The following is a 21,370-nucleotide window of genomic DNA, read 5'->3' as shown; positions in this document are numbered from 1 at the left end:
ACCGGATAGGCCGACGATGCGGCCCTGAAGGCTTTAATGGGCACCTGCATTCATTGCAGGTGCCTGTTCCTGTTTAGCTGGCGACGATGTTGACCAGTTTGCCCGGCACCACGATCACTTTGCGAATCGTCAGGCCTTCGGTAAACCGGAGCACGTTTTCATTGATGCGGGCAGCCGCTTCAATCTCTTCACGGCTGGCACCGGCTGGCATGTCGATCTGACCGCGCAGTTTGCCGTTGACTTGAATAACCAGTTGCAGGGTGTCTTGAACCAGCGCGCTTTCGTCGAGTGTTGGCCACGCTGCGTCGATGATGGCACCGGCATGGCCCAACTGGTTCCACAGGTCATGGCTGATGTGCGGCGTGATCGGCGCCAGAATCAGTGCAACGGTCTCCAGGCCTTCTTGCAACAAGGCGCGATCCTGCTCGGTGGCCTGCGGGGCTTTTTCGAGCACGTTCATCACGGTCATGACCTGAGCAACGGCCGTGTTGAATTTGTGATGAAGGCCGACGTCCTGGCTGGCTTGCTTGATTGCATGATGGATTGCACGGCGAACAACTTTTTGCTCGTCATTGAGGCTGGCGATGTCCAGTGCGCCGGGCAGGCCCTGGCCAACGTGGTTGTAAGCCAGACGCCATACGCGCTTGAGGAAGCGGTGCGAGCCTTCAACCCCTGAGTCGGACCATTCCAGGCTCGCGTCAGGTGGCGAAGCAAACATCATGAACAGGCGGCAGGTGTCAGCGCCGTATTGTTCAATCATGTATTGCGGGTCGACGCCGTTATTCAGCGACTTGGACATCTTCTGCGTGCCGCCGATTTCGACAGGCAGGCCGTCACTCTTCAGCTTGGCGCCGATGATTTTGGCCTTGGCATCACGTTCGATTTCAACGTCGTCCGGGTTGAAGTAATCCTTGCCGCCGTTGTCCAGCGTGCGGAAGTACGTCTCGGCAATCACCATGCCCTGAGTGAGCAGGTTCTTGAACGGCTCATTGGAGCTGACCAGGCCTTCGTCGCGCATCAGTTTATGGAAGAAGCGCGCGTACAGCAGGTGCAGGATCGCGTGTTCAATGCCGCCGATGTATTGATCAACCGGCAACCAGTGGTCAGCCGCCGATTTTTCAACCAGGCCGCCTTCATAGTGCGGCGAGGCGTAACGGGCGTAGTACCACGAGGACTCGACGAAGGTGTCCATCGTGTCGGTTTCGCGTTTGGCCGGGGCGCCACATTTAGGGCAGCTGCATTCGTAGAACTCAGGCATGCGAGCCAATGGCGAACCAGCGCCGTCGGGTACGACATCTTCTGGCAGCACGACAGGCAATTGGTCTTCCGGCACCGGAACGTCACCGCAGGTATCGCAGTGTACGATCGGGATCGGGCAACCCCAGTAGCGCTGACGGCTGATGCCCCAGTCGCGCAGGCGGAACTGGGTGCGCGACTGACCAAGGCCTTTGGCAGTCAGAGCGGCTTCGATGGCGTCGAAAGCCGCCTGGAAGTCCAGACCGTCAAACTCGCCGGAATTGATCAGCACGCCATGTTCGTTATAAGCGTCTTGCCACGGGGCCGGGGTTTCGTCGCCAGCACTGGTGCGTACGACGGTTTTGACAGGCAAGTCGTACTTTGTGGCAAATTCGAAATCGCGTTCGTCGTGTGCCGGTACTGCCATGACGGCGCCATCGCCGTAATGCATCAACACGTAGTTGGCGACCCATACCGGAAGCTTTTCGCCGGTCAACGGGTGAAGTACGAACAACGGTGTAGGCAGGCCCTTTTTCTCTTGGGTCGCCATATCGGCTTCTGCAACGCTGCCGCCTTTGCATTCAGCGATAAAAGCTTGCAGCTCAGGGTTGCCTTGCGCCGCCAGTGTGGCCAGTGGGTGCTCGGCAGCCACGGCAACGTAGGTCGCGCCCATCAGCGTGTCGGGACGGGTGGTGAACACCTTGAGTGCACCGGCTTCACCGATCGAGGCTTGATCGTAAGGGAATTGCACTTCCATGCCGCGGGATTTGCCAATCCAGTTGCGCTGCATGGTCTTGACCTGCTCCGGCCAGCCGGGCATGTCGTCGAGGCCTTCAAGCAATTCATCTGCGTAAGCAGTGATCTTGAAGTAGTACATCGGAATTTCGCGCTTTTCGATCACTGCGCCCGAACGCCAGCCGCGACCGTCGATCACTTGTTCGTTGGCCAGAACGGTCTGGTCAACCGGGTCCCAGTTCACCGTGCCGTTCTTGCGGTAGATCACGCCTTTTTCGAACAGGCGAGTGAACAGCCATTGTTCCCAGCGGTAGTAATCCGGCTTGCAGGTGGTGACTTCACGCGACCAGTCAACGGCCAGCCCGAGGCTGCGCAGTTGGGTTTTCATGTAGGCGATGTTTTCGTAGGTCCACTTGGCAGGGGCGACCTTGTTTTTCATTGCGGCGTTTTCTGCCGGCATGCCGAACGCATCCCAACCCATGGGTTGCAGAACGTTTTTACCGAGCATGCGCTGGTAGCGGGAGATCACGTCGCCAATGGTGTAGTTGCGCACATGCCCCATGTGTAGCTTGCCGCTTGGGTACGGGAACATCGATAGGCAGTAATAGGTTTCTTTGCCTGGATCTTCGCTGACTTCGAAGGACTTTTGGTTGTCCCAGAATGATTGGGCGGCGGCTTCTATTTCACGGGGCTGATATTGTTCGTGCATGGCTACTTGTACTGAATAAAGGGTGGCCTAATCCTCTTCAACATACTCAGGCGTTTGCGCGCCCGGTCAGGTTGGAGCAGGGGTTACAGGAAGTCCCGTAGCATACATGACCCCACTCTATCGAGGGAAACCTTGATTACCTCATGACTCCGTTGGTCGCAGTACCTGACCGGTTTTAGAACCACAGCTAAGCTATCTGGGGGGGAGGATACAGTTTCTTAGAGTGAGGTGGACGGATGCCAGAAACGCAACGAACCGTTATAAAAACCCAGGTGTACGAGCGGCTGATTGATCGTTTGAGTGTGGCTCTTGATTCAGCAAGTACGGCAGTGCAATTGCGTAATGAGCAGCCTGTCGATTTGGAATTGCGTGGTTTGAGTCGTGCCGAGTTAGAGTTGATCAATGTGTATTTGAACCGGATGGGGCGTGAGGCTGATGTACGCCCCAAAAGCAGTGTGAGTGCGCAACAAACCCCCTATAAGGCCAAGGTCATCTGGCTGAAAGACAGGGTGCAGGGAAAGTAAGGGTGAGTGACCATTCAAATCGCACCCTTGTTCAAAATCGTACACCAGCGTGTACTTCCCGGGTTGATGCAACAGGCGTGAGGGTTCAATTGTGGCCTGCCCTGTTGATGAGTCCAGTCAGCCCCCTTAGGCTTCGGGCATCTATGGAGATGCTCGATGCCTATTCGATATGTTGTTAAACACCTTCTCTTGCCGCCTGGCCTTTTTTTGCTGCTACTGGCACTTGCCTGGTGGCTGAAGGATTCGCGGCCACGTATAGCCTGTGCCCTGTTTGCGGCAGCTGTGGGTTGTTTATGGCTCATGTGTTTGCCGGTGGTGGTGCAGTGGGCAGCCCGCTCAATCGAGCGCGAACCCGCGCTAGCGCAAAGTGAATGGTCAACGCTGGCTGCGCGCGCGGATGCGATTGTAGTGTTGGGGGCGGGGCGCGAACGGGTTGATCCGGCGTGGGGCAGCGATCAGCCCACGACGCTCGGACTGGAGCGCTTGCGTTATGCGGCCAGATTGGCAAAGGCATCGGGACTGCCGGTGTTGACCAGCGGTGGTCTGGACCATGGCGCACCGCCGAGCGAGGCCCAAATCATGTCCGATTCGCTGCGTGATGACTTTGGCGTGACCGTGCGCTGGAAGGAAGAGCAAAGCCGCACGACTTGGGAAAACGCACAAATGACGGCTGGGGTGCTAGTGCCTCAGGGGATCAGGCGTGTGGTCGTGGTCACCCAGGCCTGGCATATGCCGCGCTCGGTGTGGAGCTTCCAACAGGCTGGATTCGAAGTGGTGCCTGCGCCAGTGGGTTTTTTGAGCGCAGACAACGCGCGACCGTTTGGAGGCTGGATGCCGGAATATTCGGCGATCTGGCAGTCGGGTCTGTTGCTTAATGAGGCTGTTGGGCAGGTAGCTTATCGGTTTATTTACCGATGAATTGAGAATCAAAAGCCCCTCACCCTACCCCTCTCCCGGAGGGAGAGGGGACTGTCGGTGGGCAAGTCCAAGCATCACCGCCAATCTGCTCCTCTCTCTCGGGGAGAGAGGACTGACCGTACATGGATTCAGAATCACCGCAATTAAACGCCCTCTCCCTCTGGGAGAGGGTTGGGGTGAGGGCATTTGGCTCACACAGCTAAAGCGTCTTGGCAATCCGGCTGGTCACCAGCGCCCAACCGATCAACAAGCAGCACAGAATGGCCAGAGGCCAAGACCGCCATTGCAGGTACGGTGTCAGCTCATGCATGGGCACCACTTCGCCATACATGATCGCGCGTTCGAACTGCGGTATTTGCGTGGTGATCTGCCCATAGGGATCAATCAGCGCCGTAACGCCGTTGTTGGTTGCCCGGATCATCCAGCGTCCCGCTTCCAGTGCGCGCATCTGCGCCATCTGCAAGTGTTGCAACGGGCCAATCGAAGTGCCAAACCAGGTGTCGTTACTGATGGTCAGCAAAATATCGCTCTGAGCCGCAAGGCCGGCCACGAAGTCGGGGTAGACCACCTCATAACAAATCAGCGGGGCAATCTGATAGCCCTTGGCTTGCAACATGGCCTGGTCAGCCGGCCCGCGGGCAAAGTCTGACATGGGCAGGTCAAAGAACGCGATCAGTCCCCGCAACACATCCTGCAAGGGCACGTACTCGCCAAATGGCACCAGTTTCTGTTTAAGGTAATTGCCATCCGCCTCACCGACCGCCGTGATGCCGTTGAAGTAGCGCGACACATGGTGCACGTCCTGGCGTATCGGCACGCCGGTAATCAACGCTGAGTTTCGATCAGCCGCAAACCGGCTCATCATGCTCAGAAACCCTTCAGCATTTTCTTTCAGTATCGGAATCGCGGTCTCTGGCCAGATGATCAGGTCGACGCGCTTGGAGCTCAATGTCATGTCGCGGTACAGCGCCAACTGAGCATTGAGCTGCGCCGGGTCCCATTTCATGCTTTGTTCAATGTTGCCCTGAATAGCGGCCACGCTCAGAGGATCGCCCGAAGGGCTAGTCCATGCGTGGTGCTTGAGGGCCATGCCGACGCACCAAGGGCCAATCAGTAACACCGCGCTTGCGAATATAAAGGCTTTGCGTTTGGCCTTGATCAAGCGAGGCAGGTTACACAGCAGGGCTGCGGTCAATGCGAGGGTGAACGAAATCAGCCACATGCCGCCCAGCGGTGCGAGACCGGCCAGGGGGCCGTCAAGCTGGCTGTAACCCGAGTAAAGCCAAGGGAAACCCGTGAGGAACCAACCTCGGAACATCTCCTGAGCGACCCACAGAGCCGCAAACGCCAATGTGTCTGCCAGGGGGGCTTCGTTGCGCCGAATCCAGCGCGCCCAGACCCAGGCGGGCAGGGCAAAGAACCAGGCGATTGCTGCGGTGAAGGCCAGCATCAACAAACCGGCCAAGAGCACGGAGGCGCCGCCAAAATTATGGATGCTGTAGTAAATCCAACTGGTACCGGCACCGAACAGGCCAAAGCCGAAGCACCAGCCCCGGCCCAGCGCCTGCTTTGGCGACAGTTCGCGCAACCCCAGGTAGAACATGGCCAAGGCAACCAGTGCCAGTGGCCATATATCGAAAGGCGCCAACGCCAAGGTAGTCAGTGCGCCGGCTACCACGGCCAGCAGGTTACCGGGCCAGCCGGGGGAGGTTATCCAGCGCATTTCATTCCTTGGTGTTGAGAGGTTCAGCGGGTAATAGGCGTCAGTCGAATCAAGTGAATTCGGCGGCTGTCAGCATTGAGGATGCGGAAGCGATAAGGCCCGATTTCAGTGACTTCGTTGCGCTTTGGCAGGTGCCCGAACGCGCTCATGACCAGACCGCCAACGGTATCGAACTCATCGTCGGAGAATTCACTGTCGAAGAACTCGTTGAAGTTCTCGATAGGGGTCAGGGCTTTGATCAGGAAATCTCCGCTGGGCAGCGGCTTGATGTAGCTGTCTTCTTCAACGTCGTGTTCGTCTTCGATATCGCCGACGATCTGTTCAAGAACGTCTTCGATGGTCACCAGCCCGGCCACGCCGCCGTATTCGTCGATCACGATGGCCATGTGGTTGTGGTTGGCACGAAACTCACGCAGCAACACATTCAGGCGCTTGGATTCAGGGACGAAAGTAGCCGGACGCAGCAAGTCCTTGATGTTGAATTTGTCGCCGTTCTCTTGAAGGATCAGCGGCAACAGGTCTTTCGCCAAGAGGACGCCCAGGACGTCATCATGACTTTCCCCGATCACCGGATAGCGCGAGTGCGCAGCATCGATGATCGCCGGGAGGAATTCGCGGGGTGTCTGGGTCGCCTTGATGCTGATCATCTGCGAGCGCGGAACCATGATGTCCCGTACTTGCAGGTCAGCCACTTGAATGGCGCCTTCGACGATGGCCAGCGCTTCGCTGTCCAACAGTTTGTTCTGATGTGCTTCGCGCAGCAGCTCAAGCAGCTCCTGGCGGTTTTTCGGCTCATGGGCAAAGGCCTGGGTCAGCTTACCTAACCATGACTTTTGCCCGTTGCTCGATCGGTCTTCGCTCATAGCGATTTACTCGTATCCCTTGGTTGTTTCAGTGGGTGTTATTAAATGTCGTCGTCAGCGTACGGGTCTGGATGACCCAATTCGGCAAGCAACGTTCGTTCCAGCGCTTCCATCTCTTCGGCTTCTTCATCTTCTATATGGTCGTAACCCAGAAGATGCAAGCAACCGTGGATCACCAGGTGAGCCCAGTGAGCGTCCAGTGCTTTGCCCTGTTCGGCTGCCTCGCGTTCGACCACGGCCACGCAAATCACCAGATCGCCCAATAACGGGATATCGAGAAATTCATCAGGCACGTCAGCCGGGAAGGACAGCACGTTGGTGGCGTAATCTTTCTGCCGCCACGTGTGATTTAGCTCACGGCCTTCAGCTTCGTCTACTAGACGAATGGTCATTTCTGAATCAGCCGTGCGCTGGCGCAAGGCCAGTTCACACCATTGGCGGAACTGGGCTTCGGTGGGGGCAGTGGCGTCTGTCGCCAGTTGCAGGTCAAGCTCAAGCATCTTTGCGGTAATCCTTGGCAGCAGGCAGTGCAGCGAGCTTGTCTGCGGCTTCCTGTTCATAGCGCCCGTAGGCTTCTACGATGCGTTGCACCAATGGGTGACGCACGACGTCTTTGGACTGGAAGTGGGTGAAACTGATGCCGGGCACATCCTTCAACACTTCGATGACGTGATTAAGCCCTGATTTTGTGCCCTTTGGCAGGTCGACCTGGGTGATGTCACCTGTAATCACGGCTGTAGAACCAAACCCGATACGGGTCAGGAACATCTTCATTTGCTCGACGGTGGTGTTCTGGCTTTCGTCGAGAATAATGAAGCTGTTGTTCAATGTGCGCCCGCGCATATAGGCCAGCGGTGCCACTTCGATGATCTGGCGCTCGATCAGCTTGGCGACATACTCGAAGCCCAGCATTTCGTACAAGGCGTCGTATAGCGGGCGCAGGTACGGATCGATTTTTTGCGACAGGTCACCCGGAAGAAACCCCAGCTTCTCGCCCGCTTCAACCGCAGGACGCACCAGCAGGATGCGGCGGATTTGCTCGCGCTCCAGGGCATCGACGGCGCAGGCCACGGCCAGATAGGTTTTACCCGTACCGGCTGGGCCAATGCCGAAGTTGATGTCGTTACCCAGAATTTCTTTGACGTAGCGCTGCTGATTAATACCGCGAGGGCGAATCATGCCCTTTTTGGTACGCAACGACACGCTGGCTTCAGCCACCGGGTTACTGGCGAGGTCTTCTACGGCAGATTCTTGCAGGAACAGGTGCACCATGTCCGGCGAAAGCTCAGAAGCTTGTGTTTCGCGGTACAGACGGCGCAGCAGGATTTCTGCGGAAGACGTTAGTTTGGGGTCGCCAATGAGCTCGAATTGATTACCGCGATTGCGGATTACGATCGTCAGGCGTTGTTCGATCAGGCGTAAGTGCTCGTCGAATTGCCCGCACAGATTGGCGAAACGGCGAGCCTCAAACGGCTCGAGAAGAAAACGATGTGGTTCGATGGGTGCGTTCAAGGTCGTATTTAGCCGCCCTTAGGCAATTAAGATGAATTGAAGGATAACGCTAGCAGGTCATGGGCGAAAGGACTTACTGAGGCGACGTAAAACCTGTAGTCGCTGCCGCAGGCTGCGAACGTCCACGCAGTGGACGCACGCTTTTCAGGGCCGAAGATGCTGGCGGATCTTATCGCAGCCTTCGCCAGCGCCAACAGGTCAATTGAGCAATGAACCCCGCAACGAGTGCGGTTGCGCCGCATCGATGTGCACGTCGGCAAACTGGCCGATCAACTGCGGGTTGTCGCAGCGGAAGTTGACGATGCGGTTGTTTTCGGTTCGACCTTGCAATTCGCCCGGGTCTTTTTTCGAGTAATCGGTGACCAGAATCCGCTGAGTGGAGCCCACCATTTGTCGGCTGATCTCAAAGCCTTGCTGATTGAGACGGTGTTGCAGCGCGTTGAGGCGTTCTTTCTTGCGCTCTTCCGGGGTGTCGTCTGCCAGGTCGGCAGCGGGCGTGCCCGGCCGCTGGCTGTACACAAATGAATAGGAGAAGTCGAAACCGACGTCTTCAATCAGCTTCATGGTCTGCTCGAAGTCTTTTTCAGTCTCGCCCGGGAAGCCGACAATAAAGTCAGAACTGATGCAAATACCCGGCACGGCCGCACGCAGTTTGCGCAGCTTGGATTTGTACTCCAGGGCTGTGTGGTTGCGCTTCATGGCCGACAAAATGCGATCCGACCCGGACTGCACCGGCAAATGCAGGTGCTTCACCAGCTCAGGCACCTCGGCGTGTGCCTGGATCAGGCTGTCGGAGAACTCCAGCGGGTGTGAGGTGGTGTAACGAATGCGCTCGATCCCGTCGATGGCCGCCACCACGCGAATCAATTCGGCCAGATCGGCCAAACGACCGTCTTCGGTCAGGCCGCGATAGCCGTTGACGTTCTGTCCCAGCAACGTGACTTCACGTACACCGTTTTCAGCCAGGTGAAACACTTCTGCCAGCACGTCGTCGAATGGGCGGCTGACTTCTTCGCCTCGCGTATACGGTACGACGCAGAACGTGCAGTACTTGCTGCACCCTTCCATCACTGAGACGTAAGCACTAGGGCCGTCGATGCGAGGTTCTGGCAGGTGGTCGAATTTTTCGATTTCAGGGAACGAGACGTCGACTTGCGGCAGCTTGGTGATACGGGCCGCGTCGATCATTTCGGGCAGGCGGTGCAGGGTTTGCGGGCCGAATACCACGTCAACGTAGGGTGCGCGGTCGCGGATGGCGGCGCCTTCCTGACTGGCAACACAACCGCCAACGGCAATGACCATGTCCGGATTGGCCAGTTTCAGTTCGCGCCAGCGACCCAATTGCGAATACACACGGTCTTGCGCACGTTCGCGGATTGAGCAGGTATTAAGCAGGATGACATCCGCGTCTTCAGCGCGCGCCGTGACTTCCAGGGCTTGATGTTCACCCAGCAGGTCGACCATGCGTGAGCTGTCGTACTCGTTCATCTGGCAGCCGTGGGTTTCGATGTAAAGCTTCTTGGCCATGGGTGTTCATCAAGTGATTCAAAGAACCGCGCATTATAGGGGGCATGGCCTTTGCTTCCTAGCGTTGTGCGTCTGGTGGCTATGCTATAGTTCGCGCCCTCTTTTATATCCTCAGATGTTTACCCGCCCACCATGACCAAACGTGACGCTCCAATCTACAAGGTGATTTTCCTTAATCAGGGCCAGGTGTTCGAGATGTACGCCAAGCAGATCTATCAAAGTGATCTGTGGGGGTTTCTGGAAGTGGAGGAATTCGTCTTCGGTGAGCGCACGCAAATGGTCGTCGACCCGAGCGAAGAAAAGCTCAAAGCTCAATTTGAAGGCGTGGTACGCAGTTTTGTGCCGATGCACTCGATTGTGCGCATCGACGAAGTGGAGCGGCTGGGCACTCCGAAAATCAGCGAAGCCCGCGGCGTCAGCAATGTGATGCCGTTTCCGTTTCCGATGCCGGAGAAATAGCGCAGTTGCAAGCGGTGGCGCGGCCTAGTGGTGGCTCAAGGCAGCGGCGAAAACGGCGAGCGTCCGTCGGCTGATTGCAGTTCCAGCAGGTATTTGCGGAAAATCTGTCCCAGCACCTGGGTCGCGGTTTCGAGCTGGTCGCGGGGCATTTGCTCTGCCACCTGATCGGCTGTGTCCAGTGCCTCTTCGGCGCCATTGACGGCCGCCATCTTCAATACGATATACGCCTGAATGTTATTGGCCGGTACACCTTCGCCCTTGAAGAACATGGTGCCGAGCTGGTACTGGGCCATGGCGTGACCCTGCAGGGAAGCCTGCTCGAAGTAGCTCAATGCTTTATTGAGGTCGCGAGGAGTATTTTTGCCGTCGTAATAGAACTCGCCCAACTCGTATTCAGCTTCTGCATCCCCGGTTTTGGCGGCTGCTTCGCAGGCGGCAAGCGCCTCAGCCAGGTTTTCTGGCTGTGTATCGAGGGTGCAGCGACCCATTGCCGGAATCAACAACGAGTTACCGCCAGCCTGGACAAGCAGCGGCTGCAGGAGCAACAGGCAGCCCAGTGCAAGGGCGCGGCCGGTGCGGTTCATGAGATTCGACGTACCTCTGAAAGATGGGCAAGTACAACCAAGGGGTCTATAGGCGCGCATTATGAAATAAGCAGAGGCAACCTTACAAAGTCTTTACTCGTTTTTCTGCTGCCTGACCGCGATATCCGTTGATTTAAGACGATTTTGGACGGGTGGCGTAATTGAATCAGCCATTACCTGCCTAAAAAGCCGGCAAGGACGTAAGCCCTTGCCGGTTTCATGACTTATTTCAGCGCGGCGAAGGCACGCTCGGCAGCGTCGAGAGTCAGTTTCAGCTCGGTGTCACCGTGGGCAATTGAGGTGAAACCCGCTTCAAAGGCGCTAGGCGCCAAGTACACGCCGCCTTCCAGCATCAGGTGGAAGAAGCGCTTGAACAGGTCTGCATCGCTGGCCATGACATCGTCAAAGGTGACGATGTCATCGGCGCCGCTGAAATACAGGCCGAACATGCCACCGGCCTGGGTGGTGACAAATGGGATGCCGGCCGCATCGGCGCGTTGTTGCAGGCCGTCGAGCAGGCGCGTGGTGTAGTCGCTCAGCTCGGCATGAAAGCCCGGGCGGCTGATCAAGCGCAAGGTGGTCAGGCCGGCAGCCATGGCCAGTGGGTTACCAGAGAGGGTGCCTGCCTGATAAACCGGGCCCAGCGGAGCGATGTGCTGCATGATTTCGCGTTTACCGCCGAAGCAGCCGACTGGCATGCCGCCGCCGATGATTTTGCCAAATGTGCTCAGGTCAGGTGTCACACCGTAGTGCGCTTGAGCACCGCCCAGTGCGACACGGAAGCCCGTCATCACTTCGTCAAAAATCAGTACCGCGCCATGTTTGTCGCAGAGGCTGCGCAGGCCTTGCAGAAAGCCCGGTGCTGGCGGTACGCAATTCATGTTGCCCGCGACCGGCTCAACGATGATGCAGGCCACGGTGTCGCCCACTTCATTCAGCAGTTTTTCAACGGCGTCGAGGTCGTTAAAGGTGGTGGTCAAAGTGTGTTTGGCGAAATCGGCAGGTACACCCCCTGAGCTTGGAACGCCCTGGGTCAGCGCTCCAGAACCGGCTTTGACCAACAAGCTGTCGGAGTGGCCGTGGTAGCAGCCTTCAAACTTGAGGATGTTGTCGCGGCCGGTAAAGCCACGTGCCAGGCGGATGGCGCTCATGGTGGCTTCGGTGCCGGAACTGACCATGCGGACCATTTCCATGGACGGCACAATCGAGCACACCAGATCGGCCATCTCGGTTTCCATGGCGGTTGGAGCACCGTACGACAGGCCGTGCTCCAGTTGCGCACGCACAGCGTCCAGTACATCCGGATGGCTGTGGCCCAGAATCATCGGGCCCCATGAGCCGACATAATCTACATAGCGTTTGTCGTCTTCGTCGGTGACGTAAGCGCCTTCGGCGTGCTTGAAGAACAGCGGTGTACCACCCACGCTTTTAAACGCGCGAACGGGCGAGTTGACGCCACCGGGGATGTGTTTCTGGGCATTGGCAAACAAGGTTTCGGAACGAGACATGATGGGCTCTCTCTGAATCAGGATTCGGTATTAAATAGCCAGCAATTGGTTGAATGCCTTGGCACGGCGAGTCACTTCCTGAGCGCTGTCAGCACCAAAGAGGCCATGCACTACGGCCAGTAAATCGGCGCCGTGGGCGACCAGTGGCGCGGCATTTTCGAGGGTGATACCGCCGATCACACAAATTGGCAGTTTAAGCTGCGATCGAGCCTGGTCGAGCACGTCCAGGGTCGCGGTCGGGGCGCCGGGTTTGGTGCTGGAATTAAAGAAGCGCCCAAAGGCGACATAGCTTGCCCCTTCTTTGGCAGCTTGCTCGGCCAGATCAACCTGACTGTGACAGGTCGAACCGATGATCGCTTTTGGGCCAAGCAGTGCGCGGGCAGGGGTCAACGGGCCATCTGTCTGGCCAAGGTGCACGCCGACGCCCAGCCGGGCTGCCAGCTCGGCATCATCATTGATGATCAGCCGGGTGTTGTAACGCGCGCACAAATCGCGCAGAGCCTCAGCTTCGCGGAGTCGACGGGCGTCATCGCTGCTTTTATCGCGGTACTGCAACAGGGTTAGACCGCCATCAAGGGCCGCCTCGACATAGGCAAGCAGTTTGCCAGCAAGCAGCTGGCTATCAGTGATTGCGTACAGGCCTCGCAAGGTCATAGATCGAGCCTCTCGCGTTACGAACAGAAATCCAGTGGCAAGCGACGGGGCACAAATTGTCCTTGGCCCAGTTGCTCGGCATCGCGCAAGGTGCGCCACGTGTAGTTGAGCGCTGTTTCGACGGCGCTGACCAAGTTCTCACCGATGGCCAGCCGGCCGGCCAACGTACTGGCCAGTGTGCAACCTGAGCCGTGGTAACTGCCGGGCAAGCGATAGCAGGTGAACGTGTGGCGACTGCCGTCGCGGCTGTACAAGCGGTTGTGAACTTCGTGTTCGTCACCGTGGCCGCCGGTGATCAATAGATGTTGGCAAAAAGGCAGGAGCTTTTCAGCGCACTCATCGGCACTGCCGTCGGGCAGTTCGGCGAGGATGCGGGCTTCGGGCAAATTGGGGGTGGCAATAGTGGCCAAGGGCAGCAGGCGCTCGCGCATGGCGAAACCCACTTCGTCCTTGCCCAGGCGTCCTCCGCCGCCTGCGCGCAGTACCGGGTCGCAGACCATCGGCAGATGCGGGTTGGCCTGCAGCAATTGGACGACAGTGTCGACCATTTCCAGTGAGCCGAGCATGCCCAGCTTGACGGCCGCAACGCAGGAGTCGGTGAGTACGGCATCGGCTTGCGCCAATACCCACTCGCGATCCAGCACGCGGAAATCGCTGACATTGACCGTGTTTTGCACAGTCAGGGCGGTTATTACCGGAGCGGCGTGACAGCCTTGAGCCAGCAAGGCTTCGATATCTGCCTGCAAGCCGGCACCCCCACTGGGGTCATGGCCGGAGAGACAGAGGACAACGGGGCGAGAACTGTAGATATTCATGGTGCGCGAGCTTACCACCAAACGGTTTTTTCGGGCGCGTTCCCCGATGGCTGAAGTGCCGCGCGTGAGCATTCGTTCGTGGGCATTTTGCCACTATGCGGTATGCGCTTAAATCTCGCTGCAATGCCCGATCTAGAGCCTTTGAGGAGAATATTAGAGTGATGCATATTTGCCACTACCGGCTATGTTAAAGTGACCGCAAATTAATAACAGGTTGTCTGGTAAGTGGGTCTCAAAGGGAATGAGCGGATTACCCATACTGCCAGGCTGCCACGTTGGGGCTGTATGCGCTATTTGCTGATGATGTTGTTGGGCTGGCTGCCGATGCTGGCCAGCGCAGTGGATTTTGACGAAACCACACAGAGCCTGCCCTTGGGCCGACTGATGCAAGTCTTTGAAGATTCGGGTGGTACGGCGAAGCTGGCAGATGTCATCGGCCACGACGAGCTCTTCAAGCCTCTTGATAAAGACACCTTGAATGCCGGTTATTCCCACTCGGCCTTCTGGATCAAGCTGGATTTGCGTTATCAGCCGCAGAATCCAGACACTCATCGCACTTGGTTGCTGGAGTTGGCGTACCCGCCAATGGACCAAATTGATCTGTATACCCCGGACGCATCTGGCAATTATCGGCTGGCTGCCCGAACGGGCGACTCCCTGCCTTTCGACAGCCGCGACATCAAAGAAAACAACTACCTGTTCGAGCTTAACTTCATCCCGGGGCAGCCTCAGACGGTGTATTTGCGGCTGGCCAGCCAAGGGTCGATACAGGCGCCGATTACCTTGTGGTCGGCACAGGCCTACCTCGAAAATCAGCCCGTCAGGATTTATATATTGGGTCTGATTTACGGCGTGTTGCTGGGGATGTTGGTTTACAACCTGTTTATTTACCTCAGCGTACGTGACACCAGCTACCTCTATTACATCTTTTATATCGCCTCTTTCGGGTTGTACCAACTGTCGGTCAATGGCGCCGCAGTGCAGTATTTCTGGCCGAACAATCCGTGGTGGGCCAATGCGTCCACGCCGTTTCTGATCGGTTCGGCAGCCTTTTTTGGTTGCCAGTTTGCCCGCACGTTTTTGCAAACGGCCACCCATAGCCGCAAGCTTGATTGGGCATTGAAGGCCCTGATGGCGGTGGGGGTGCTAGTGATGGTGCTCGCATTGTCGACGAGCTATGCCGTGTCGTTACGTTTGGCCACCGGGCTGGCGCTGGCCTTTATCGTCACTATCTTTACCGCAGGTATCGTTGCCTGGGCACGCGGCCTGCGGGTGGCTCGTTATTTTGTGATTGCCTGGTCGGCTTTCTTGCTGGGTGGGTTGATCAACACACTCATGGTGCTCGGCTACCTGCCTAACGTGTTCTTGACCATGTACTCCAGCCAGATCGGCGCAGCCATTGAAGTGGGCTTACTGTCGTTGGCGCTGGCTGACCGGATCAATGCGATGCGCGACTTGCAGGCGCGTACGCTGCAAGAGTCCGGGCAACAGCTGGCCGCCATGAACCAGCAGTTGGCGCGTACCAACAAGCTCAAGGACGAATTCCTGTCCACGGTGACCCATGAATTGCGTACGCCCATGAATGGCGTGCTGGGGTCAATAGAGTTGATCAAGACCCTGGATTTAACCCCGGAGCTGGAGCTCTATACGCAAACGGCTGAAGGCTCGGCCCGAGAAATGATGCACATGGTCAATGGCATTCTGTCCCTGACCGAGCTGCAGGCCGGGCGGCTGATCGTGCGCTCTCAGCCTTTTAGTTTGAAGAGTCTGGTGCAGAGTTTGAACATTCAGTTCGCCCCATTGGCACACACTAAAGGGCTGGAATTTTCGTATGAAGTCGCGAGCAACCTGCCTGATCAATGGGTAGGGGATTCAGACAAGATTCGTCAATGCCTGGAGTGTCTGTTGGAGAACGCGATTAAATTCACCAGCGTAGGTGATGTGATTTTGCGGGTGACGGGCAAGACCTCTGAAGAGGCCGGTCGCTGGGCGCTGACCTTTAATGTGATCGACAGCGGCATTGGTTTTGTTCATCAGGAGCAGGGTGAGCTGTATCAGCACTTCTTTCAGGTCGATGGTTCCATGACCCGAAGCTACGGCGGGTTGGGAATCGGTCTGGCGATTTGTCGACGTTTGGTGGAGTTGTTGGGCGGCCAGCTCACGCATCAATCACAGCCGAGCAAGGGGTCTGAGTTCCAACTGCTGCTGCTACTGGATTCGCCTGTCGAGCTGCCGAGCGAGGTCGCGACAAGAGACCCGCAAGATTGTGTGATTTTACTGGTGGAAGATAACAGCGCCGATTGCAGGGTACTGCGTGGCATGCTGCTCAAATTGGGCTATCGACTGATTAACGTCGACAGCGGCGAGGCGGCAGTGACTGCTTTACGTCGCGAACACGTTGATGCCGTGATCGTCGGCTGCCCGGTTAATCCTGTTGCGCAGACGTCGGGAGGCAGGCAGCTATTTAGCTTGGCAGACTGCGCGCAGCTGCCTGTGATGGCGATATTTGACTCTCAGGCGCACGCACAGCAGGTGCGCGAACAGGTCGATGGCATTAGCGACTACTGGATCAAGCCCCTGCGTTTTGAAGAGGTCCAGCGTACGCTTGAGCAGCGGTTATTGATGGGGCAGGATGGCATAAGCGCCTAACGTTAGGCGCTTATGCCCCTTGTGGTGGCGGCCACGCGTGCTTCACTGGGTTCATTGAACTCAGGAGCCAGCGCCATGAACCTGCATCAATTCGCCGAAACCCATCAGGTCACCAATCAACCGCCGTCTCTGGACGGTGCCAACCTGTACCGCATCGACCTGCCCTTGCAGCAGTGGGGCCAGCATTTCGGGGCAGGTTGGGCGCAGGCCCGCATTGATCACTACGGCGCATTGGCAGGCGGGCCCTTGATGGCTGCGGGGTTTCTGGCCAATGAAAACAAGCCCGTTTTTGTCAGCCATGACCGTTTTGGCCATCGCATTGATCTGGTGGAGTTTCATCCGGCCTATCACGAGTTGATGCGTACGGCGATTGAGCACGGTTTACCGTCCTTGCCCTGGGTCGACCCTAAACCCGGCGCCCATGTGGCCCGTGCCTGCATGACCTATTTGCACTCGCAGGCCGAGGCTGGCAGTGGCTGCCCCCTGACCATGACCTTTGCCAGCGTTCCGGCCCTGCGGTTGCAACCAGACATTGCCCAACTGTGGCTGCCTAAAGTGCTGGCGACCCAGTACGACCCGCGCAACGTCGACATCAGTCAAAAAGCCGGTGTGACCCTGGGCATGGCCATGACCGAAAAACAAGGCGGTACGGATGTGCGGGCCAATACCACGCGTGCCTACCCTGTGGGTGCCAGCGGGCCGGGGCAGGCGTATGAGTTGCTGGGGCACAAGTGGTTTTGTTCGGCCCCCATGTGCGATGGATTTCTGACGTTGGCGCAGACCGATAAAGGCCTGAGCTGTTTCTTGCTGCCGCGCCATCGTCCAGATGGCAGCCGTAACGAGTTCTACATCCAGCGACTGAAAAACAAGCTGGGCAACAGCTCAAACGCTTCCAGTGAGGTCGAGTTTCGTGGGGCGCTGGCGTGGATGATGGGCGAAGAAGGACGCGGAGTACCGACGATTATTGAAATGGTCGCCATGACCCGCTTCGATTGCATGGTGGGTTCCAGCGCCTTGATGCGTCAGGCGCTGACCCAGGCCAGCCATCACTGCGCTCATCGCCTGGTCGGCGGCCGGGTGCTGGCTGAGCAGCCGTTGATGCAAAACGTGATCGCCGATCTGGCCCTTGAAAGCGAAGCTGCCCTGGCCTTGAGTCTGCGTATGGGGCGAGCGCTGGATCATTTGGATGACGCCCAAGAGGCCAAGTTCGCGCGGCTGGTAACGGCCGTGGGCAAATACTGGATCTGCAAACGGGCTCCGGCCATGATCAATGAAGCCGCCGAGTGCATGGGTGGCGCGGGGTATGTGGAAGACAGCATTCTGCCGCGTCTTTATCGCGAGGCGCCGGTCAACTCGACCTGGGAGGGTTCTGGCAATGTGCAGTGCCTTGACGTATTGCGGGCCTTGTCCAAAGAACCCGGTGTGCTTGACGCCTTGTTTGCCGAGTTGGGGGATGGCCATGGCGATGTACGTTTGGCCAAACATATCCGCACCTTGAAGCAAGCCTTTAAAGACACTGAGGATGTTCAGTACCGTGCGCGGCAATTGACCGAGGACATCGCATTGGGCTTGCAGGCAAAATTATTGCTGGAAGCGGGCAACAGCGATATCAGTGACGCGTTCATTGCCAGCCGGTTGCACGGCAGCGGCCGGGTGTATGGCTTGTTGCCCCGTGGCCTGAATATCTCCGCTATCGTTGCCCGCTCAACACCGCAGGTGTTTTGATAATCCCGCGCCAGACCGCTCTGTGCTTTGCGCAACGATGCAGGCAAGATAAAGGTCAGCCCGTTCTGAAGACAGGATGCTTATCGTGACTGAAGATTTTATTGTCGTTGCAACCGCTGAAGAGGCCGTCGATCGCCTCGCAGCCCTCCACGAACGTGCAACCACGGCGTTGAGCCAGGCGCTCAAGCGTTATCTCAAAGACCGGCTTGAGCCCACCGCCGAGGAGCGCGCACAGTTTCGCTATCCGGAACTGCGCCTAACCTACCGCATCAATGGCGAAGTCCCGACGACGACTCGCGCCTATGCCAAGGTTCAACTGCCCGGCACCTACAGCGTAACCGTCACACATCCGGCGGCCTTCCGTAATTATTTACTGGAACAGCTGGTGCCCTTGATGCGCGATTTTACCGTCGAGGTAGAAGTGGGGGTCAGTCAGCAAGACATTCCATATCCCTACGTGGTCGAGCAGGGCGATGAGCTGGCCGGCTCAGGTGTGACCGCCGCTGCGCTGGCGCGGGTATTCCCCAGTACTGATTTGTCGGCCGCCACCGATGGCATTGCCGATGGTCTGTACGATTGGGAAAACACCGACCCGCTACCCTTGGCGCTGTTTGATGCGGCCCGCGTCGACTTTTCGCTACGTCGTCTGGTGCATTACACCGGCAGCGACTGGCGCCATGTTCAGCCGTGGATTCTGCTGACCAACTACCACCGCTATGTCGATCAGTTCATCGTGCACGGCCTTGAGCAATTGCGCGATAACCCGCGTTTTGTGCGCATGGTATTGCCGGGCAATGTGATGATCGAAAAGGCCATGGATTATGGCGAAGCCCAAGCGATTGCGGCCGGCGTGGTGTGGCACCGTTACCAAATGCCCGCTTACCACTTGCAGGCCAGCGATGGTCATGGGGTGACGCTGGTGAATATTGGCGTCGGCCCGTCCAACGCGAAAAACATCACCGATCACCTTGCGGTATTGCGCCCGCATTGCTGGCTGATGATCGGTCACTGTGGCGGTCTGCGTCAGTCGCAGACCATTGGCGACTACGTATTGGCCCACGCTTACATGCGACGCGACGGGATTCTGGACCGGGTTGTACCGCCCAACATTCCAATCCCGGCTTTGGCTGAAGTTCAGCTGGCGCTGCAAGAAGCCGCGGCGCAAGTCACTGGCGAACATGGCGATGAACTGAAAAAACGCCTGCGCACCGGTACCGTGCTGACCTATGACGACCGCAACTGGGAGCTGCGCTGGGCTCAGGAGCGACCGCTGATCAACCTGTCCCGCGCAGTGGCCGTGGACATGGAAAGCGGCACCATTGCCGCGCAGGGTTATCGTTTGCGGGTGCCTTATGGCACGTTGTTGTGTGTGTCGGACAAACCCTTGCACAGTGAAATCAAACTGCCGGGTTCGGCCAACGCTTTCTATGAGCGGGCGGTGAACCAGCATTTGAAAATCGGCATCGCTGCCGTGGAATTGATGCGCAAGCAACTGGCATCGCTGCATTCGCGCAAACTGCGTAGTTTCGACGAACCACCGTTCCGCTGATAGACGATGGTCATTTGGCGATCAGGGCACTAGCATATTGAGCCCTGATCGCTAGATGTCCTTTTGTCATGTCCCGTCCTGCCCATCCCCCTGCACGCCGTCCGGCGCCCAAAAAACCTGCTGCGAGTGCAGTGGGTCGCCGCGTGGCCAAAGCCCCACCGTCTGATCCCAAGTTATTTCTGTTTAACAAACCGTTCGATGTACTCACCCAGTTCAGCGATGAAGGCGGGCGGGCGACGCTCAAGGATTTTATCCCCATCCCCGGTATTTACCCGGCCGGACGCCTGGACCGCGACAGTGAAGGTTTGTTGTTGCTGACCAATGATGGCCAGTTACAGGCTCGTATTGCCGACCCCAAGCACAAACTGCCCAAGACGTATTGGGTGCAAGTAGAGGGCGAACCGACGCCTGAGCAGTTGCAACAACTGCGTGATGGTGTCGAACTCAATGATGGCAAGACTTTGCCCGCCGAAGCGCGCGCCCTTGAAGAGCCCCAGCTATGGCCGCGTAACCCGCCTGTGCGGTTTCGCAAGAGCGTGCCGACATCATGGCTGGAACTGGTGATCCGCGAGGGTCGTAATCGCCAGGTGCGGCGCATGACGGCTGCGGTCGGCTTGCCGACCTTGCGACTGGTGCGGGTGCGCATAGGCGACTGGACGATCGAGGGGCTGGATCAGGGCCAATACAAGGAAGTGCCGGCGCGGCTATAGCGCGCCCGACTCGATCAGGCCGATCACCACGCTTTTGATGATGAACGCCACCACGCCCAGGCCCAGCACGAAAAACAGGATAAATGACCCAAAACGCCCGGCCTTGGACTTTTTCGCCAGATCCCAGACGATAAAGGCCATAAAAACAATCAGGACGCTGACCAGAATCGTCATCATCCATTCTTCAAGCAGGGCCGGGTCCATCGGTGTTCTCCAGTGCTATGGAACATGAAAGCCGGGTCTCGTAGCAGCTGCCGAAGGCTGCGTCCGATTGCGTAGCGATCGTAAATGCAGAGTCCCGGGCTTGCAGGTACGCCCAGGTGCATGATTTTACGACGGCTTCGCCATCGGACGCAGCCTCCGGCAGCTGCTACGAAAATGAGCAGGCATCACGTGCGCAAATGGGTCAACGGCAACTCGGTACTGTTGAGTACCTGATTGAGCACAAAACTGGAGCGCACGCTGGTTACGCCGTCGATGCGGGTCAGGTGACCCAGCAACAGTTTTTGATAGTGGTCCATGTCCGGCACCACGACTTTCAATTGATAGTCCGCGTCTATACCGGTCACCAGGCTGCATTCCAGTACCTGCGGTAACGTGCGGATCTCTGCTTCAAAATTCTCGAAGCGCTCTGGGGTGTGGCGATCCATGCCGATCAATACATAGGCGGTCAACGTCAAGCCCAGCAGCTTGCGGTCCAGCAACGCGACCTGACGCGAGATATACCCGTCGTCCTCCAATTGCTTGACCCGGCGAGAGCACGGGGACGGCGACAGGCCAATACGTTCGGCCAGTTCCTGATTAGAGATGCGCGCATCACGCTGTAATTCCGCCAAAATACTCAGATCGTATCGGTCGAGTTTGCTCACGAAGACACCCTTTGCCATAACTATTGCGTGAAAGTATCCACCTTAAGTCAAAAATTGCGCAAGTAATGTTTTATTCAGCAATCTTCGCAATCCTCTGCTGC

The 21,370-nt window shown here is 57.5% G+C and carries 19 protein-coding genes; 7 read left to right on the top strand and 12 right to left on the bottom strand.

What is annotated here, in order from left to right:
• Positions 1 to 73: 73 nt before the first annotated feature.
• Entirely contained in the window at positions 74 to 2,680 is a 2,607-nt protein-coding gene (leuS, locus tag EQV93_RS02920) for a leucine--tRNA ligase (RefSeq protein WP_240890838.1), read from the bottom strand.
• A gap of 236 nt (positions 2,681 to 2,916) precedes the next feature.
• On the opposite strand from leuS, the gene EQV93_RS02915 reads away from it, so the two are divergent.
• Together EQV93_RS02915 and EQV93_RS02910 are read left to right on the top strand one after the other, a co-directional pair.
• Positions 2,917 to 3,204, top strand: a complete 288-nt coding sequence (locus EQV93_RS02915; RefSeq protein WP_122783217.1) for a hypothetical protein — start codon at positions 2,917 to 2,919, stop codon at positions 3,202 to 3,204.
• A gap of 156 nt (positions 3,205 to 3,360) precedes the next feature.
• Positions 3,361 to 4,122 carry a YdcF family protein gene (locus EQV93_RS02910; RefSeq protein WP_122783216.1) on the top strand — a complete coding sequence of 254 codons (762 nt, stop codon included), beginning with the start codon at positions 3,361 to 3,363 and terminating at the stop codon, positions 4,120 to 4,122.
• 199 nt (positions 4,123 to 4,321) lie between these two features.
• Here EQV93_RS02910 and lnt read toward each other — a convergent pair whose 3' ends face one another.
• The 5 genes from lnt to miaB all read right to left on the bottom strand — a co-directional run bounded on the left by lnt (position 4,322) and on the right by miaB (position 9,747).
• Positions 4,322 to 5,845, bottom strand: a complete 1,524-nt coding sequence (lnt, locus tag EQV93_RS02905; protein WP_240890837.1) for an apolipoprotein N-acyltransferase — start codon at positions 5,843 to 5,845, stop codon at positions 4,322 to 4,324.
• 23 nt (positions 5,846 to 5,868) lie between these two features.
• A complete protein-coding gene (locus EQV93_RS02900; RefSeq protein WP_122783214.1) occupies positions 5,869 to 6,708 on the bottom strand; it encodes an HlyC/CorC family transporter in 840 nt (279 codons plus the stop codon).
• A 41-nt stretch (positions 6,709 to 6,749) separates the two neighbouring features.
• Positions 6,750 to 7,208 carry an rRNA maturation RNase YbeY gene (gene ybeY / locus EQV93_RS02895; protein WP_240890836.1) on the bottom strand — a complete coding sequence of 153 codons (459 nt, stop codon included), beginning with the start codon at positions 7,206 to 7,208 and terminating at the stop codon, positions 6,750 to 6,752.
• Positions 7,201 to 8,220 carry a PhoH family protein gene (locus tag EQV93_RS02890; RefSeq protein WP_122783212.1) on the bottom strand — a complete coding sequence of 340 codons (1,020 nt, stop codon included), beginning with the start codon at positions 8,218 to 8,220 and terminating at the stop codon, positions 7,201 to 7,203. The genes ybeY and EQV93_RS02890 overlap by 8 nt, the downstream gene beginning before the upstream one ends.
• A 198-nt stretch (positions 8,221 to 8,418) precedes the next feature.
• Positions 8,419 to 9,747, bottom strand: coding sequence for a tRNA (N6-isopentenyl adenosine(37)-C2)-methylthiotransferase MiaB (gene miaB / locus EQV93_RS02885; RefSeq protein WP_122783211.1), 1,329 nt, complete (start codon positions 9,745 to 9,747; stop codon positions 8,419 to 8,421).
• A 132-nt stretch (positions 9,748 to 9,879) separates the two neighbouring features.
• Between miaB and EQV93_RS02880 the strand changes: the two genes are divergently transcribed.
• Entirely contained in the window at positions 9,880 to 10,206 is a 327-nt protein-coding gene (locus EQV93_RS02880) for a DUF1820 family protein (RefSeq protein ID WP_122783210.1), read from the top strand.
• Between the two features lie 35 nt (positions 10,207 to 10,241).
• Here EQV93_RS02880 and EQV93_RS02875 read toward each other — a convergent pair whose 3' ends face one another.
• From EQV93_RS02875 to EQV93_RS02860, 4 genes are all read right to left on the bottom strand, one after another.
• Positions 10,242 to 10,790: a tetratricopeptide repeat protein gene (locus tag EQV93_RS02875; protein WP_146384414.1), complete on the bottom strand. Its 549-nt coding sequence runs from the start codon at positions 10,788 to 10,790 to the stop codon at positions 10,242 to 10,244.
• A 224-nt stretch (positions 10,791 to 11,014) separates the two neighbouring features.
• Positions 11,015 to 12,298 carry a glutamate-1-semialdehyde 2,1-aminomutase gene (gene hemL / locus EQV93_RS02870; RefSeq protein WP_122783208.1) on the bottom strand — a complete coding sequence of 428 codons (1,284 nt, stop codon included), beginning with the start codon at positions 12,296 to 12,298 and terminating at the stop codon, positions 11,015 to 11,017.
• Between the two features lie 30 nt (positions 12,299 to 12,328).
• Positions 12,329 to 12,952, bottom strand: coding sequence for a thiamine phosphate synthase (gene thiE / locus EQV93_RS02865; RefSeq protein ID WP_122783207.1), 624 nt, complete (start codon positions 12,950 to 12,952; stop codon positions 12,329 to 12,331).
• A gap of 17 nt (positions 12,953 to 12,969) precedes the next feature.
• A complete protein-coding gene (locus EQV93_RS02860; protein ID WP_240890835.1) occupies positions 12,970 to 13,767 on the bottom strand; it encodes a hydroxymethylpyrimidine/phosphomethylpyrimidine kinase in 798 nt (265 codons plus the stop codon).
• A gap of 285 nt (positions 13,768 to 14,052) precedes the next feature.
• Between EQV93_RS02860 and EQV93_RS02855 the strand changes: the two genes are divergently transcribed.
• From EQV93_RS02855 to EQV93_RS02840, 4 genes are all read left to right on the top strand, one after another.
• The gene (locus tag EQV93_RS02855; protein ID WP_240890834.1) at positions 14,053 to 16,416 is read left to right on the top strand and encodes a hybrid sensor histidine kinase/response regulator; all 2,364 of its coding nucleotides are present in this window, start codon (positions 14,053 to 14,055) and stop codon (positions 16,414 to 16,416) included.
• A 75-nt stretch (positions 16,417 to 16,491) separates the two neighbouring features.
• Positions 16,492 to 18,141, top strand: coding sequence for an acyl-CoA dehydrogenase family protein (locus EQV93_RS02850; RefSeq protein ID WP_240890833.1), 1,650 nt, complete (start codon positions 16,492 to 16,494; stop codon positions 18,139 to 18,141).
• Between the two features lie 76 nt (positions 18,142 to 18,217).
• Positions 18,218 to 19,690: an AMP nucleosidase gene (amn, locus tag EQV93_RS02845; RefSeq protein WP_167654232.1), complete on the top strand. Its 1,473-nt coding sequence runs from the start codon at positions 18,218 to 18,220 to the stop codon at positions 19,688 to 19,690.
• Between the two features lie 143 nt (positions 19,691 to 19,833).
• Positions 19,834 to 20,400: a pseudouridine synthase gene (locus EQV93_RS02840; RefSeq protein WP_167654247.1), complete on the top strand. Its 567-nt coding sequence runs from the start codon at positions 19,834 to 19,836 to the stop codon at positions 20,398 to 20,400.
• Here EQV93_RS02840 and EQV93_RS02835 read toward each other — a convergent pair.
• The gene (locus EQV93_RS02835) at positions 20,395 to 20,604 is read right to left on the bottom strand and encodes a DUF2788 domain-containing protein (RefSeq protein ID WP_240890832.1); all 210 of its coding nucleotides are present in this window, start codon (positions 20,602 to 20,604) and stop codon (positions 20,395 to 20,397) included. The two genes, EQV93_RS02840 and EQV93_RS02835, sit on opposite strands and share 6 nt — an antisense overlap.
• Before the next feature lie 185 nt (positions 20,605 to 20,789).
• Positions 20,790 to 21,269, bottom strand: a complete 480-nt coding sequence (locus EQV93_RS02830) for an Lrp/AsnC family transcriptional regulator (RefSeq protein ID WP_122783243.1) — start codon at positions 21,267 to 21,269, stop codon at positions 20,790 to 20,792.
• Between the last annotated feature and the right edge of the window lie 101 nt (positions 21,270 to 21,370).

It is taken from the genome of Pseudomonas sp. TMW22091 (assembly GCF_022496705.1).
Taxonomy (GTDB): domain Bacteria; phylum Pseudomonadota; class Gammaproteobacteria; order Pseudomonadales; family Pseudomonadaceae; genus Aquipseudomonas; species Aquipseudomonas saxonica.
The sequence above is the reverse complement of the archived record's forward strand: the minus strand, read 5'-3'. Positions and strand labels throughout refer to the sequence as shown.